This window comes from Xanthomonas sp. WHRI 7945 (assembly GCF_035026585.1).
In genome coordinates this window covers 21,675-36,445 of the sequence record NZ_JAYIQP010000018.1, presented here as the reverse complement: position 1 = coordinate 36,445, position 14,771 = coordinate 21,675, and the positions used below count along the sequence as shown (strand labels likewise).

Genomic DNA, 14,771 nt, shown 5'->3' with positions numbered 1-14,771 from the left:
CGGGGTGATGCGTTTGCGAGCGCCGCGGCGCAGCATTGGGCGTGGCGGCGCGCGCTCGCTATGCTTGTGCGATGACCGACGCGCCTGCCATTGCCGCTTCCTCCACGCTTGCACACGATACGGGCGCGCGCGTGGCGCTGCTGTTCGGCGGCAGCGGCCAGATCGGCGAGCGCGTGGTGCAGGGCTTGCTGGCCGCCGGCTGGCAGGTGCATGCGTTCTCGCGCAAGCCGCAGCCGCCGCGCGATGGCCTGCACTGGCATCTGGGCGAACTGGGCGCGCTGCAGGCGCCGCCGCTGCAGGTCGATGCGATCTTCAGCTGTGGGCCGCTGGATGCGTTCGCCGACTGGTACCGGCGCACGCCGCTGTCCGCGCCGCGCGTGGTCGCGTTCGGTTCCACCAGCCTGGAGGTCAAGCGCGATTCGCTGGACGCCGCCGAGCGCGACGTCGCGCGGCGCCTGCGCGAGGCCGAGGCCACGCTGTTCGCCGTCGCCGCCGAGCGCGCCGCCGCCGCCACCGTGCTGCGCCCGACCCTGGTCTACGGCGCCGGCCGCGACCGCACGCTGAGCGCGATCGCGGCCCTGGCACAGCGCAGCGGCTGGTTCGTGCTGCCGCGCAGCGCGCAAGGCCTGCGCCAGCCGGTGCACGTGCAGGACCTGGCCGAGGCGGCGCTGGCGGTGCTGGCGTATCCGGCCACGCATGGCCGCAGCTATGCGCTGGGTGGCGGCGAGGTGCTCAGCTACCGCGAAATGGTGCGGCGGGTGCTGGCCGCATTGCAGCCGCCTGCGCGGCTGCTGTCGCTGCCGCATGCGGTGTTCGCGCTGGCCCTGCGCATTGCCCATGCCGGTGGCCGCCTGCGCGGCATGAACCACGCCGCGCTGCAGCGCATGGGCGAGGACCTGGTGTTCGACCTGGCGCCGGCGCAGCGCGATTTCGGCTATGCGCCGCGCGCGTTCGCGCCGGATGCGGCGATGCTGGGCGTGCCGCGCTGAGGCAGACGCAGGCGCGACGCCTGGCTCAGTAGCGCCAGCCCATGCGCCGATAGACCTTGGCCAGCACCCAGGCCGGTCCGATCAGCAAATACACTAGGTCGGTGAGGAAGCTGGGCTTGTGGCCTTCCAGCTTGTGCCCGACGAACTGCGCGATCCAGGCCACCACGAACACGCCCAGCGCCAGCCACAGCAGGCCGTGCAGGCCGAGGTGCGCCTCCAGCAGCCGGCACAGGCAGCCGCAGAAGAAGAACGCCGCCAGCATGCCGTAGCCCAGCGGCCGCGACAGCCGGTTGTAGAACATCCATGCCGCGAACATGCCCAGCGCCGCCCACAGCCCGCTCTGGAACCAGCTGCCGCCGACCGGGATGCACCACAGCAGCGCCACCACCGACCACAGGATCGCCGGCACCGCCAGCACATGGATGCGCTGGTTGGCGACATTGCGGTGATCGTCGGAATAGCTGGCGAAGTAGCGGTCGATCGGGCGCGCGTAGGCGGTGGTATCCATCTTCCCTCCCAGGAACCGGGCCAGCATAGCGCCATCGGCGTGGCGATGCGGAGACGGCGGTACGGGTCGGGAGCCGCCCGAAATCCGGTGGGAGCGACTTCCGTCGCGACGAACGAAGCGCTGGATATCCGCGACTGGAAAAGCGTCGGGCTGAAGCCCTTCTACAAGGCAAGCACATCGAAGCCCAGCATCGACTGCGCTTGCGCAAGGGCTGTTGCGGATTTTGCGTTGTCCCGTGCTCCCGGGGCGACGCCATTGGGTGGTCCAGAAGGCCATCCCCCCATAGATTGCCGCGCTTCCTGGATGATCATGTGATGCTGCTTGCCGTGGGATCGCTGGCGTCGCCTGTGTCGCTATGGGGCTCTTATCGTCTGGGTATCGCCTACTTGCCAGCCCCCGAAGCGGCCATGATCGAAGTCCTGGTCTATTCGGTTGTGAATTCCAGCGTCGTTACAGTCAAATTCCATTGGAGAAAACGTCCAGCTTCTGAGGCTCTATCCAGCCCTGGGCGCAGTCGCCTTCAGGGCGTGTGCCGTCTATCAGTGCGCATGCCTTGCCGCTTTTGTGCTGTGCGACGAAGGTGATCGGGCGGTCACCATGCTGATTGCAGATCGGCTTGCCTCGGCACGCGGGGATGCTGGCGACGGGGAGGCCCACCACGTAGTAGTAGGCCGGTTGCTGGCCGGCACGCGCCGTCGCCTGCACGCACACGAATTGTCCATCGGAGAGGCGTGCATTGATCTGGGCTTTGCTGCCGGTCACCGGCAGGGTATCCAGCAGGGGCGCATCGGGTTCGGAAACGCCTGCGAAGAAGCCCTCCGCACTACAGTTCGGGGACAGCTCGATGTCGTAGAAATCGCCGGCTTCCATATTGCCTGCCGTGCAGCCACGTCCCTTGGAAGCATCCTCGCACTGGACGCGAAGGGCCTTCGCGAAATTGGCGAGGTCGTTGCCTTGTGAGGCGTCGGCAGGCAATGCCGCTGGTGGAGCGACCGACGCCTGCTCCTTCGATGTGTCCGGGTGCGTGGCAGCGGTAGCATCCATGCTGGTAGGGCGATTGCATCCAACCAATCCAATGACCGATAGAGACAGCGCCAGAAAGAGAGCGTGGCGAAAGTAGCCAGACAAGTTGCTCATAAGAAGCAGGAACTCGGAAGGAAGGGAGAAGATTCGCAGCGAACTACGGTGCTCTGCGCGTGACTAGTGCAGTGGAGCTTTGTCCCGTAGGTCTTTCCTTTCCTCATGGAGATCCATCGAGGTGCTGCGTGGTCCTTCGGTTCACAGGGATTGATCGTCCACCTTCACCAAGGTCCAACAGGGGCGCTGGGCGAAGTGGTAGACCTGCTGATCGCTGGTGTCGGCCTTGCGGACCAGCACCTGGCGGCCGTCGGCGCTCTCGGAGACGACGACCTCGCGGCCGCTGCGACGCGCTTCCTCCAGAGTCGGGATCACCGGCCACTCGACCTCGGCCAGCGGGACCTCGCGGCTCACCGGCGCCGGCTCGGGCTGGGCGCCCAGGTCGACACTGATCATCGTCAGCGGGTTGGCCGTGGCCTTTTCCTGCACCGCGATGTCGGCGCTGAACCGCTGGAGGAAACTGTCGAAATCGGCATCCGGGCAACGGGGCGCGGCCTGGGCGGGGGCGGCGGCCGTCGCGGAGGGCAGCGAGGTGACGGCCGTGGACTCGCCCTGCTGTGGTTTGCACGCGGCAAGCACCACGCCAAGCGCAAGAGCGGTCGAAAGCATGCGTGCGAAGACCAACGGATCCTCCTGATCTGGTTGGATGGCATGACCCCAGTGGGGTGAGCAGCCTATGGAGGCGGGGTAAATAGCCAGTGAATCCGCCGACGTGGTGGTGCGGCTGGATTGCCGGCGTGTGCTCGTGGCTCAGGCGTCCGTCGCCGCGCCAGGTATAGGCCAGCACCAGGCGGGAGGTGCTGGCGAGCACGGACCCGGGAGAGCCTGCGCAAACCCAGGCCCAGCCCTTGCGGCGCGCCCGCTGGAGCGTCAGTCGATCGAGATGCCCGCCAGCCGCTGCAGCGCCTCGGCGTACTTGGCGCGGGTGCGGTCGATCACGTCCTGCGGCAGGCTGGGGCCGGGCGCGGTCTTGCCCCAGTCCAGCGTCTCCAGGTAGTCGCGCACGAACTGCTTGTCGTAGCTCGGCGGGCTGGTGCCCACTTCGTACTCGTCGGCCGGCCAGTAGCGCGAGGAATCCGGGGTCAGCATCTCGTCCATGATGTACAGGCGGCCGTCGGCGTCGGTGCCGAATTCGAACTTGGTGTCGGCCAGCAGGATGCCGCGTTCGGCAGCGAAATCGGCGGCGAAGCGGTAGATGCGCAACGTGGCGTCGCGCACGCGCTCGGCCAGCTCGGCGCCGACGGTCTTGACCATCGCGTCGAAGTCGATGTTCTCGTCGTGGTCGCCGACCGCGGCCTTGGTCGAGGGGGTGAAGATCGGTTCGGCCAGCTTCTCGGCCTGGCGCAGGCCGTCGGGCAGCTCGATGCCGCTGACCTTGCCGGTGCGCTGGTAATCCTTCCAGCCGCTGCCGATCAGGTAGCCGCGCGCGATCGCCTCCACCGGCACCGGCTTGAGCTTCTTGGTCACCAACGCGCGCCGGGCGTACAGCGCCGCGTCCACGCCGGCCGGCAGCACGCTGGCCACGTCGATGCCGGTGAGGTGGTTGGGCATCAGGTGCTCGGTCTTCTTGAACCAGAAGTTGGAGACCTGGCACAGCATCTCGCCTTTGCCGGGAATGGGGTCGGGCAGCACCACGTCGAAGGCGGACAGGCGGTCGGTGGCGACCATCAGCAGGTAGTCCCCGGGCGGGGCGTCGGCCGGCAGGCGCTCGCGGGGAATATCGAATACGTCGCGGACCTTGCCCCGGTGACGCAACGGCAGGCCGGGCAGATCGGATTGCAACAGCGTGGTGGACACAGGCGCTCCTACGGACTTCGCAATGGCGGCTGTCCCGGGACCCGGCGGGCCCGCGGCTCGACAGCGGGCCGCGTAGTGTACGGCCGGAAAGGCCCGCTGTGCCGTAAAATACGAGGCCTTGTCCGCCGAGCCCGCCCTCGCCCATGCACTGGTACGGAAAACTGCTCGGCGCGATCGTCGGGGCGCTGCTGTTCCGGCCCAATCCGGTGTTCGGCGCGGCGCTCGGGCTGCTGGTCGGGCATGCCTTCGACGCCGACTGGTTCAAGCTCGGCCAGCGCGACGACCCCTACCGCGAACTGGGCGTGACCCGCGACGCCACCGATGCCGAGATCGAGCTGGCCTACCGCCGGCTGATCTCCCAGTACCACCCCGACAAGGTCGCCGGCGCCAGCCCGGAGCTGCGCGCGCGGGCCGAGAAGAAGGCCAGCCAGCTCAACACCGCCTACGACCGTATCCGCACCCTGCGCAAGCGCTGAGACCTTCGCCATGTCCGACTGCATCATCTCCCCGTCCATCCTCTCCGCCGATTTCGCCCGCCTCGGCGAGGAAGTGGACAACGTCCTCAAGGCCGGCGCCGACTGGATCCATTTCGACGTGATGGACAACCACTACGTGCCGAACCTGACCATCGGCCCGATGGTGTGCCAGGCGCTGCGCAAGCACGGCGTCGCCGCGCCGATCGACGTGCACCTGATGGTCGAGCCGGTGGACCGGCTGATCCCGGATTTCGCCGAGGCCGGGGCCAGCCTCATCAGCTTCCACCCCGAAGCCAGCCGCCACGTGCACCGCACGATCCAGCTGATCAAGTCGCACGGCTGCAAGGCCGGCCTGGTGCTCAACCCGGCCACGCCGGTGGACATCCTCGACTGGGTGCTCGACGACCTGGACCTGGTGCTGGTGATGTCGGTCAACCCGGGCTTCGGCGGCCAGGCCTTCATCCCCTCGGCGCTGGACAAGCTGCGCGCGATCCGCGGCCGGATCGACGCCAGCGGCAAGCCGGTCCGGCTGGAGATCGATGGCGGGGTCAAGCCGGACAACATCGCCGCGATCGCCGCGGCCGGCGCCGACACCTTCGTCGCCGGTTCGGCCATCTTCAATGCGCCCGACTATGCCGCGGTGATCGCGCAGATGCGCGCAGCGGTGGCGGCGCGCTGACATGGCCGCGTTGCGCATCCGCCCGGCCACGGCCGACGACGCGGCGCTGATCCTGCGCCTGATCCGCGAGCTGGCCCGCTACGAGCGCGCCGAGGACGCGGTGCAGACCGACGAGGCCGGCCTGCGCGCCAGCCTGTTCGGCCCCGGCGCCACCGCGCATGCGCTGATCTGCGAAGCCGATGCGCAGCCGATCGGCTATGCGGTGTACTTCTACAACTACTCGACCTGGCTCGGCCGCAACGGCCTGTACTTGGAAGACCTGTACGTGGCCCCGGAACACCGCGGCGGCGGTGCCGGCAAGGCCTTGTTGCGGCACCTGGCCAGGCAGGCCGTGGCCGAGGGCTGCGGCCGCTTCGAGTGGTCGGTGCTGGACTGGAACCGGCCGGCGATCGATTTCTACGAAGCCGTCGGCGCGCGGGCGCAGGACGAATGGACCGTGTACCGCCTGCAGGGCGAGGCGCTGGCCCGGTTCGCAGCCGGCTGAGCGGCGCCACCGGCGCAAAAGAAAAGAACCGCACTGTCGCCAGTGCGGCCCCTGGGAGAAATCGGAGGCTGATCCTGCCTCCATCCGTCGTCCTTGCTATGGCCTCCCATGGTCCGGGCGATCGGTGACGGGCGTATGACACGGCGGCAGACAGCGTCTGGTTTCACCGGCGACCCGTGGCCGTCGTCGCTGGTGCCGTAGCGCGTCGCCCATGGCCCATGTGCCGCCGCTGCACGGCGTATTCACGATGCCCGCATCCGCTGCCGGCTAGGCTGCGGGCCTGATCCCGGGAAGCTCCGTATGGCAACACCGCACTGGCGTCTGATCCTCAACGGCAAGTCCGCGGGCGACGAAGCGTTGCGCGAGGCGGTCGCCGACCTGCGTGCGCGTGGCATCCAGCTGCAGGTGCGGGTCACCTGGGAAGAGGGCGACGCCGAACGCTACGTGGCCGAGGCCGTGACCGACGGCGTGGACTGCATCGTCGCCGCCGGTGGCGACGGCACGCTGAGCGAAGTGGCCAGCGCGCTGGCCCACCACGATGCCGGCGCCGCGGCGTTGCCGGCGCTGGGCCTGGTGCCGCTGGGCACGGCCAACGATTTCGCCAGCGCCGCCGGTATTCCCGACACGCCGCTGGAAGCGCTGCACTTGATCGCGCAGGCGCCGGCGGTGGCCATCGACCTGCTGCGCATCGAGGCCGAGCACGGGCCGCACTGGTGCGCCAACGTCGCCAGCGGCGGCTTCGGTACCCAGGTCACGGTGGAAACCGACGAGGGCCTGAAGAAGATGCTCGGCGGCCTGGCCTACCTGATCACCGGGATGGGCAAGCTGGGCCAGATCGAGCCGATCCAGGCACGGTTCGAGGGGCCGGAGTTCGCCTGGGAGGGCGAATTCATCGCGCTGGGCCTGGGCAACGGGCGCCAGGCCGGCGGCGGCCAGGCGCTGTGCCCGGACGCATTGATCGACGACGGCCTGCTCGACCTGACCATCGTCCCGGAGATGACCGGCGAAGTCGCCGCGACGCTGGGCACGCTGGTCACCTCCGGCAAGCAGGCGGCGCTGGAGCGCGTCGCGGTGCGCGCGCGGCTGCCGTGGCTGCGCATCGACGCGGCGATGCAGTTGACCTTGAACCTGGACGGCGAGCCGGAAACCTCGCGGCACTTCCGCATCGATTGCGTCGCCGGTCGCTTGCGCATGCACCTGCCGCTGGAGTCGGCGCTGCTGCGCGGCCGCGCGGGGTAGCGGCCGCGCCGGTCGCTTGCCTGGAGGGTATGTCGCGTCGCGACTGAAGTCGCTCCCACATGAGTGGGCCACATGAGGTGGGCCGTTGGCGTACAGGCCCTTGGTGACAGAGCTCCAATCCCGATTGCCCCGAAGCCGTCCGTGCGACCACTTCATTCGTCGCGATTGCGGCCCTGCAAAAAGCTCGCGGTGAGCATCCCGAGTGCACTGTGGGAGGGACTTCAGTCCCGACTGCATGCCATCGACGCCACCACTTCACCCGTCGCGATAGCGACCCCACAAAAAGCTCGCGGTGAGCATCCCGAATGCATTGTGGGAGGGACTTCAGTCCCGACTGCATGTCATCAACGCCACCGCTTCACCCGTCGCGATAGCGACCCCACAAAAGGCTCGCGGTGAGCATCCCGGGTGCACTGTGGGAGGGACTTCAGTCCCGACTGCATGCCATCAACGCCACCACTTCACTCGTCGGGCAGTGGCTCTGCAAAAGGCTCGCGGCGAGCATCCCGGGTGCACTGTGGGAGGGACTTCAGTCCCGACTGCATGCCACCAGCGCCACCACTTCACTCGTCGGCAGTGGCTCTGCAAAAGGCTCGCGAGAAGCGTTCTGGGTGCACTGTGGGAGGGACTTCAGTCCCGACTGCATGCAGTCCAGCAAGGCCGCTTTCTTGCTCTGTGCCGGTCGGCCTCGCACGCGGTACACCGTTGTTCCAGCCGGCGATTGCGCAGCGCCCACACGCTTGGCGGTCCTTCGCTTTGCGGGAGGGGTTTCAACCCCGACGCCTTTCCCCGCACGATTCGGCTCCGATGCCGCATAACCACCGCAGCGCCGATGGTCCCTTCTGCAACCGTTGCCAGTCCTCGCAGTTGCGGTAAAGTACCGCCGTGTCCAGTCTGACGACTCCGCGTTCCCTCACTTCCGCTCGCCGTGCGTGGCGATGGTGGCCTGCAGCCGTCGTCCGCCCCGCCACCGAGTCCCGGAAGGAAAGCCGTCTTGATCACCCGCGAGCAGTTCCAGCGCTACGCCGCTGAAGGTCACACCCGCATCCCCGTCGTCCGCGAAGTGCTGTCCGACCTGGACACGCCGCTGTCGGTCTATCTCAAGCTCGCCGCCGCGCCGCACACCTATCTGTTCGAGTCGGTGGAAGGCGGCGAACGCTTCGGCCGCTACTCGATCATCGGCCTGCCGGTGCGCCGCGTGTACACCTTCAGCGGACAGACGCTGGAAGTGCGCGATCACGGCGAGTTGGTCGAGCGCCGCGAGGTCGCCGACCCGTTCGCCGAGGTCGAGGCGCTGCGTTCGGCGCATTCGGTGCCCAAGCTCGACGGCGTGCCCGGCTTCACCGGCGGGCTGGTCGGCTGGTTCGGCTTTGAATGCATCGGCTACATCGAGCCGCGCCTGGCCAGCGGCGACAAGCGCAACGAACTGGACACCCCCGACATCCTGCTGATGCTGTCCGAGGAGGTCGCCGTGTTCGACAACCTCAAGGGCCGCCTGTACCTGATCGTGCACGCCGATCCGCGCGACGCCGATGCCTGGGAACAGGCGCAGGCACGGCTGGATGCGTTGACCGCCACGCTGCGCCAGCCCGGCGCCGGCTATCCGGTACCGCTGGCGCGCGACGTGCTCGACGAAAGCGACTTCGTGTCCGGCTTCACCCGCGAGGGGTTCATCGCCGCGGTGGAGAAGTCCAAGGAATACATCCGCGCCGGCGACATCTTCCAGGTGGTGCTGAGCCAGCGCCTGAGCGTGCCGTTCAGCGCGCGCCCGGTGGACGTGTACCGCGCGCTGCGCGCGCTGAACCCGTCGCCGTACATGTATTTCCTCGACGTCGGCGACACCCAGGTGGTCGGTTCCTCGCCGGAGATCCTGGTGCGATTGGAAGCGGGCCAGATCACCGTGCGCCCGATCGCCGGCACCCGCCCGCGCGGCAAGACCGTGGAAGAGGACCTGGCGCTGGAAGCGGAACTGCTGGCCGATCCGAAGGAGCGCGCCGAGCACCTGATGCTGATCGACCTGGGCCGCAACGATGCCGGCCGCGTGTCGCAGGCCGGCACCGTCGAAGTCGGCGAGCGCTTCGTGATCGAGCGCTACAGCCACGTCATGCACATCGTCAGCGAAGTCACCGGCACGCTGCTGCCCGGGCTCAGCTACGCCGACGTGCTGCGTGCCACGTTCCCGGCCGGCACCGTCAGCGGCGCGCCGAAGATCCGCGCGCTGGAAGTGATCCGCGAGCTGGAGCCGATCAAGCGCAACGTCTACGCCGGCAGCATCGGCTACCTCGGTTGGCACGGCGATGCCGACACCGCCATCGCGATCCGCACCGCGGTGATCAAGCACGGCCGCCTGCACGTGCAGGCCGGCGCCGGCATCGTCTACGACTCCGATCCGCAGACCGAATGGGACGAGACCATGAACAAGGGCCGCGCGCTGTTCCGCGCGGTGGCCGAGGCGGCGAAGGGGCTGTGAGCGTGTCCGCACCGACCGCGCGGATCGGCTTCCGCAACGACTACAGCGAAGGCGCGCATCCGCGCCTGCTCGCCGCATTGGCCGCGGCCAGCGCCGAGCAGAACGGCGGCTACGGGCTGGACCGGCACAGCGAGCGCGCCGCGCAGCTGATCCGCCGCGAATGCGCCTGCGACCATGCCGACGTGCACCTGCTGGTCGGCGGTACGCAGGCCAATCTGGTCGCGATCGGCGCGTTCCTGCGCCCGCACCAGGCGGTGATCGCCGCCGCGTGTGGGCACATCGCCACCCACGAGACCGGCGCGATCGAGGCCACCGGCCACAAGGTGCTGACCGTGGACGCGGCCGATGGCCGGCTCAGTCCCGAACGGATCGCGCCGCTGCTGGCCGAGCACGGCAACGAGCACATGGTGCAGCCGCGGCTGGTGTACGTGTCCAACACCACCGAAGTCGGCACCGTGTATCGCAAGCGCGAACTGCAGGCCTTGCGCGACTTCTGCGACGCGCACGGGCTGTGGCTGTTCCTGGACGGCGCGCGTATCGGCAGCGCGTTGACCGCCGAGGGCAACGACCTGAGCCTGGCCGACATCGCCGCGCTGAGCGACGCGTTCTACATCGGCGGCACCAAGAACGGCGCGCTGCTCGGCGAAGCGCTGGTGATCGTGAACCCGGCACTGCAGGCCGATTTCCGTTACCTGCTCAAGCAGCGCGGCGCGCTGCTGGCCAAGGGCATGGTGCTGGGCGCGCAGTTCGCCGCGCTGTTCGAGGACGGCCTGTTCTACGAACTGGCCGCGCATGCCAACCGCATGGCCGCGCGCCTGCGCCAGGGCCTGGCCGCGGCCGGCGCGCAGTTCGCGTCGGACTCGCCGACCAACCAGTTGTTCGTGGCGTTGCCGGCCGCTGCCGTCGAGGCGTTGGCGCAGCGCTACGACTTCGAACGCTGGCAGTTGCTGGCCGACGGACGCTGGGTGATCCGCTTCGTGACCTCGTGGGCCACGCAGGCCGATGCGGTGGATACATTGATTGAGGATTTCGCCGCGCTCGCGCAACCCGGCGCGCAGCGCGCGGCCGGCTGACATTCACCAAGGAGAGGAAGGATGAAGACGAACATGTTCGGTGCCTGGTTCATGGCCGCGCTGCTGGCGCTGCCGGCAGTGGCAGCAGCGCAGGTCAACAGCCTGCCGTCGCAGCCGCACCTGCTGGTCAAGGGCGAGGCGCAGCGCGAGGTGGTGCCGGATCGCTTCGGGGTCAAGATCACGCTGAGCGCAGTGGATGTCGACCCGGGGGCGGCGCGCAAGCGCGTGCAGGCCAACGCGGCGAGCGTGCTGGCCGCATTCAAGCAGCAGCACGCGCTGGCCGACAGCGTGCAGGCGACGACGCTGTCGATCGAGCCCGATCGACGCTACGAAGACAACAAGCAGGTCTTCAAAGGAACCCGCGTGCAACGTACCCTCTCCGCCGACTTCGGCGCACTGGACGACGTACGCGGCTTGCTCGGCAAGCTGAGCACTAGCGAGGAACTGCAGGTGTCCGGCATCGCGCCGCACTACAGTCGCGAGGCGGCGCTGCGTGCCGATCTCAAGCGCCAGGCGGCCGAACAGACCCGCACCTCGGCGCAGTCCTTGGCCAAAGCCTATGGCGTACGCCTGGGCGGTCTTTACACAATCTCGGAAGTGGCGCCGGATTTTGCTTACGGCATCCAGGCCGGAAGTTGGCCATCGCCCGGCACGCAAGTGACCGCCGAGCCGCGCGCATCCGACATCGTGACGGTGAGCGGATCGCGTGCGCAAAGTCCGGCCGAATCCTTGGAAGCCGGCAGCCTCACCCTCTCCGAAAACGTCTACGCGGTCTTCCTGATCGCGCAATGAGCCCGCGCCATGGTGCCGGAGCTGGATCGCCAGCATCGGCGGCATCCGGCACGACCGACGTCCGCGCAGCGCACGCCTGACGCTGCCTGCGTCAGGTTTTTTTCCTGGCCGCGGCCGGACTGCGGCGGGCCACCTTCGGCTTGGCCGCAGCGGCTTTCGTCGCGACGGCTACTGGCTTCTGCCGCGCTTTCTGGGTGGCGGTTTCGTCGCCGTGCAGCGTCATCAGCGATTCCAGCAACTGTTCGTCGGAACTGGAGCAGACCCCCAGCAGCAGGGCTTCCTTGCAGCCCTTGGCGGCGAGGTAGGCGTGGCCCATGTTGGAGTCGATGTAGACCGATTGACCGGCGTCCAGGACGATCGGGTCGTAGAACTCGGTATGCACTTCCACGCGCCCCTCGAGCACGTGGATGTATTCCTCGCCCGAGTGGTGGACCAGTTCGCCGAACTCCTCGATGCTCTTGGCGCGCACCTTGGTCAGCACCGGGATCATGCGCTTGCGGCGCAGTTCGGGGCACAGGTAGTAGTAGTCGTAGTTGGGCGTGTTGACCCGGATCGCGTCCTCGATCCGGCCGATGCTGCGGCGCGCGGTCACCGCTGGCTCGGGCGTGTCGTCCTGTTCGGCGAACAGTTCGGACATGCGCAGCTGCAGGCGTTGGCTCAGCTGCAGCAGCTTGTCGTAGGTCAGAGTCAGACGGTCGTGCTCGACCTTGGACAGCGTGGAGAGCGGAATGCCCGAATGCTGGCTCATCTGCTTCAGGGTCCAGCCCTTGCGCGCCCGCAGCGAGCGCAGCAGTCCGCCGATGGTGGGGTGGTGCGAATTCATCCTTACCTGCTCTCCTGGGGGAATGCCCGGACCCACGGAAGCGTCCTGGGCAGGATCATCATCGCCTTAGTGGATGAGGTTGGAAAGGGCGAAGGCCAAGGGCCGCAGTGGATGTCGCCGGCGTTTTGCTCGTGGTTGACAATTCTCTGATTGGGATCATTATTACCAAATCAGGACAAAGACAGCCCGCATCTGCCCGGTCGTCGCAGGCCGCGGGATTGCCCATCACCAGCTCCGGAGAGAAGCGATGCGCCTCATCCCGTTCGCGTTGTGCGGCTGTCTGTTGCTCATGGCGTCGGTTGCGCCAGCTGGGGCGCGACAGGCGCCTTCGGTTCCGCCCAGCGTGCCGCCAGCGACCGCGCCGGCCACCGCCGCCGCTTCGCCGCTGCCCGATACCGGCAGCCCTGCCGGCACCCCCGCGCTGACCCGCGCCGATGCGGAGGCCTGGCTGGACGGCTACCTGCCCTACGCGCTGGAGAGCGGCGACATCGCCGGCGCGGTGGTGGTGGTGGTCAAGGACGGTCAGGTGCTGCTGCAGAAGGGCTATGGCTATTCGGATCTCGACAAGCGCACGCTGGTTGATCCGGCAGGCACCCTGTTCCGGCCCGGCTCGGTGTCCAAGCTGTTCACCTGGACGGCGGTCATGCAGCTGGTCGAGCAAGGCAAGCTGGATCTGGATGCCGACGTCAACCGCTACATCGACTTCAAGATTCCGCCGCGCGACGGCAAGCCGATGACGCTGCGCCAGATCATGACCCACACCACCGGCCTGGAAGAGCAGATCCGCGGGTTGATCAGCTCCGATGCGGACCAGATCGTGCCGTTGGACGCGGCGCTGAAGCGCTGGGTCCCCGAGCGCATCCATGTGCCAGGCGCCACGCCGGCGTATTCCAACTACGCGACCGCGTTGGCGGGCTATATCGTGCAGCGCGTGTCGGGCGAGCCGTTCGACGCTTACATCGCGCGCCACATCTTCCAGCCCTTGGGCATGGCCCATTCGAGCTTCGCGCAACCGCTGCCGCCGGCCTTGCTGGCCAAGATGTCCAAGGGCTACGACAAAGCCTCCGACGGCAAACCCAAGGACTATGAATTCATCAGTCTGGCGCCGGCGGGCAGCCTGGCGGCCACCGGCACGGACATGGGCCGTTTCATGATCGCGCACCTGCAGGACGGCGCCTACGGCGATGCGCGCATCCTGGGCGCGGACACTGCGCGCAAGATGCATTCCACCGCGCAGGCGTCGGTGGGGCCGTTGAGCCGGATGATGCTCGGCTTCTACGAATCCACGGTCAACGGCCACCGCGCGATCGCGCATGGCGGCGACACCATGTGGTTCCACAGCGATCTGCAGCTGTTCCTGGACGACGGCATCGGCATCTTCGTCTCGATGAACAGCAGCGGCCGCGATGGCGCGACCGGGCACATCCGCGGCGCGCTGGTGCGCGGATTCGCCGATCGCTATTTGCCGGGACCGGCGACGCGCGCATCGGCCGTCGCGCCGGAACAGGCCAAGTTGCACGCGCAGCAGATGGTCGGCCACTACGACAGCAGCCGCCGCCCGCAGAGCAACCTGCTGTCGCTGGCGAACCTGCTTGGCCAGGTCAAGGTGATCGCCAACGAAGACGGCACCATCAGCGTGCCGATGGCCACCGACGCCAGCGGCGCACCGAAGAAGTGGCGCGAGATCGCGCCGTACCTGTGGCAGGACGTCGCCGGCAGCGACCGCCTGGCCGCCGACGTGGTCGACGGCAATGTGGTGCGTTTCAGCATGGAGCCGTACGCGCCGATCATGGTGTTCGAGCGCCTGTCGCTGTGGCGTTCGCTCACGCTGCCATTGCTGGCCGCGAGCCTGGCGGTGCTGCTGCTGACCGTGCTGGCGTGGCCGATCTCGGCGCTGGTGCGCCGCCACTATGGCGTCGCCTACGGGCTGTCGGCAGCCGACGCGCGCGCCCAGCGCGTGGCGCGGCTGACGGCCTTGGCCGTGCTCGTATCGATCGGCGGCGCGCTCGGCTTCGTGGTGGCGATGCTCAGCGATCTGGAAATGACCGGGTCCGGCTCCGACGCGATGATCAACGCGCTGCGGCTGTTCGCATTGGTGGCGCTCCCGGTCGGCGCGGCGCTGTCCCTGTGGAGCGCGTGGCAGGCGGTGCGCGGCCGGCGCCGTTGGCTGGCCAAGCTGTGGGCGGTGTTGCTGGCGCTGGCGTGCCTGTTCCTGCTGTGGGTGGGATTGGCCAACCACCTGATCGGCTACGGCGCGTACTACTGAGCGCGGCGGGCGGCGCTCGCCGCCCGCCGCTTCCCGTC

General features: G+C 68.2%; 14 protein-coding genes. 9 read left to right on the top strand and 5 right to left on the bottom strand.

What is annotated here, in order from left to right; all coding sequences use genetic code 11:
• Nucleotides 1-71: 71 nt before the first annotated feature.
• Nucleotides 72-989, top strand: coding sequence for an SDR family oxidoreductase (locus tag VDQ83_RS14720; protein WP_455435508.1), 918 nt, complete (start codon nt 72-74; stop codon nt 987-989).
• 25 nt (nt 990-1,014) lie between these two features.
• Here VDQ83_RS14720 and VDQ83_RS14715 read toward each other — a convergent pair whose 3' ends face one another.
• The 4 genes from VDQ83_RS14715 to VDQ83_RS14700 form a co-directional block, all read right to left on the bottom strand.
• The gene (locus VDQ83_RS14715) at nt 1,015-1,497 is read right to left on the bottom strand and encodes an Mpo1 family 2-hydroxy fatty acid dioxygenase (protein ID WP_263396878.1); all 483 of its coding nucleotides are present in this window, start codon (nt 1,495-1,497) and stop codon (nt 1,015-1,017) included.
• Between the two features lie 456 nt (nt 1,498-1,953).
• The gene (locus tag VDQ83_RS14710) at nt 1,954-2,541 is read right to left on the bottom strand and encodes a hypothetical protein (protein ID WP_455435507.1); all 588 of its coding nucleotides are present in this window, start codon (nt 2,539-2,541) and stop codon (nt 1,954-1,956) included.
• A gap of 234 nt (nt 2,542-2,775) precedes the next feature.
• Nucleotides 2,776-3,258 (bottom strand): hypothetical protein, encoded by a 483-nt coding sequence (locus tag VDQ83_RS14705; protein ID WP_455435506.1) that lies wholly within the window; start codon nt 3,256-3,258, stop codon nt 2,776-2,778.
• A gap of 246 nt (nt 3,259-3,504) precedes the next feature.
• Entirely contained in the window at nt 3,505-4,431 is a 927-nt protein-coding gene (locus VDQ83_RS14700) for a phosphoribosylaminoimidazolesuccinocarboxamide synthase (protein WP_455435505.1), read from the bottom strand.
• Nucleotides 4,432-4,574: 143 nt separating this feature from the next.
• Here VDQ83_RS14700 and VDQ83_RS14695 point away from each other — a divergent pair, with 143 nt between their 5' ends.
• From VDQ83_RS14695 to VDQ83_RS14665, 7 genes are all read left to right on the top strand, one after another.
• Nucleotides 4,575-4,907, top strand: a complete 333-nt coding sequence (locus VDQ83_RS14695) for a J domain-containing protein (RefSeq protein ID WP_263396881.1) — start codon at nt 4,575-4,577, stop codon at nt 4,905-4,907.
• Between the two features lie 10 nt (nt 4,908-4,917).
• A complete protein-coding gene (gene rpe, locus VDQ83_RS14690) occupies nt 4,918-5,586 on the top strand; it encodes a ribulose-phosphate 3-epimerase (RefSeq protein ID WP_455435504.1) in 669 nt (222 codons plus the stop codon).
• Nucleotide 5,587: 1 nt separating this feature from the next.
• Nucleotides 5,588-6,070: an N-acetyltransferase family protein gene (locus tag VDQ83_RS14685; protein WP_455435503.1), complete on the top strand. Its 483-nt coding sequence runs from the start codon at nt 5,588-5,590 to the stop codon at nt 6,068-6,070.
• A gap of 300 nt (nt 6,071-6,370) precedes the next feature.
• The gene (gene yegS / locus VDQ83_RS14680; protein ID WP_455435502.1) at nt 6,371-7,309 is read left to right on the top strand and encodes a lipid kinase YegS; all 939 of its coding nucleotides are present in this window, start codon (nt 6,371-6,373) and stop codon (nt 7,307-7,309) included.
• Nucleotides 7,310-8,303: 994 nt separating this feature from the next.
• Nucleotides 8,304-9,779 (top strand): anthranilate synthase component I, encoded by a 1,476-nt coding sequence (gene trpE / locus VDQ83_RS14675; RefSeq protein WP_263396885.1) that lies wholly within the window; start codon nt 8,304-8,306, stop codon nt 9,777-9,779.
• Nucleotides 9,776-10,852, top strand: a complete 1,077-nt coding sequence (locus VDQ83_RS14670) for a threonine aldolase family protein (protein ID WP_455435501.1) — start codon at nt 9,776-9,778, stop codon at nt 10,850-10,852. Before trpE ends, VDQ83_RS14670 begins: the two co-directional genes overlap by 4 nt.
• 33 nt (nt 10,853-10,885) lie before the next feature.
• The gene (locus VDQ83_RS14665; RefSeq protein ID WP_455435534.1) at nt 10,886-11,644 is read left to right on the top strand and encodes an SIMPL domain-containing protein; all 759 of its coding nucleotides are present in this window, start codon (nt 10,886-10,888) and stop codon (nt 11,642-11,644) included.
• A gap of 91 nt (nt 11,645-11,735) precedes the next feature.
• On the opposite strand, the gene VDQ83_RS14660 is transcribed toward VDQ83_RS14665, so the two are convergent.
• The gene (locus tag VDQ83_RS14660) at nt 11,736-12,467 is read right to left on the bottom strand and encodes a helix-turn-helix domain-containing protein (protein WP_455435500.1); all 732 of its coding nucleotides are present in this window, start codon (nt 12,465-12,467) and stop codon (nt 11,736-11,738) included.
• Between the two features lie 343 nt (nt 12,468-12,810).
• Here VDQ83_RS14660 and VDQ83_RS14655 point away from each other — a divergent pair, with 343 nt between their 5' ends.
• The gene (locus VDQ83_RS14655; protein ID WP_455435499.1) at nt 12,811-14,733 is read left to right on the top strand and encodes a serine hydrolase domain-containing protein; all 1,923 of its coding nucleotides are present in this window, start codon (nt 12,811-12,813) and stop codon (nt 14,731-14,733) included.
• The last annotated feature ends 38 nt before the right edge of the window (nt 14,734-14,771 follow it).